The following is a 483-nucleotide window of genomic DNA, read 5'->3' on the forward strand; positions in this document are numbered from 1 at the left end:
TTATTCGATAATCGAGCTAACTACGCCTGCGCCTACGGTGCGGCCACCTTCACGGATTGCGAAGCGGAGACCTTCGTCCATGGCGATCGGGGTGATCAGGTTGATGGTTACTGCTACGTTGTCACCAGGCATTACCATCTCGGTGCCGGCGGCAAGATCTACGATCCCGGTTACGTCGGTTGTTCTGAAGTAGAACTGCGGACGGTAGCCGTTGAAGAATGGAGTGTGACGACCACCCTCTTCTTTGGTCAGGATGTATGCTTCTGCCTTGAACTTGGTGTGCGGTGTTATGGAACCCGGCTTTGCCAGAACCTGACCGCGCTCGATGTCTTCACGCTTGACACCGCGGAGCAGGGCGCCGATGTTGTCGCCAGCACGACCTTCGTCGAGCAGTTTGCGGAACATTTCAACACCGGTTACGGTGGTCTTGGCGGTTGCCTTGATACCAACTATCTCGATTTCCTCGCCAACCTTGACGATACC

General features: G+C 55.5%; 1 protein-coding gene. It reads right to left on the bottom strand.

The genetic code is table 11. The features are described from left to right. The coding region (locus KI809_RS20380; protein ID WP_246559549.1) for an EF-Tu C-terminal domain-related protein at positions 1–483 on the bottom strand (483 nt) is incomplete at its 5' end.

It is taken from the genome of Geoanaerobacter pelophilus, assembly GCF_018476885.1.
GTDB classification, from domain to species: Bacteria; Desulfobacterota; Desulfuromonadia; order Geobacterales; family DSM-12255; genus Geoanaerobacter; species Geoanaerobacter pelophilus.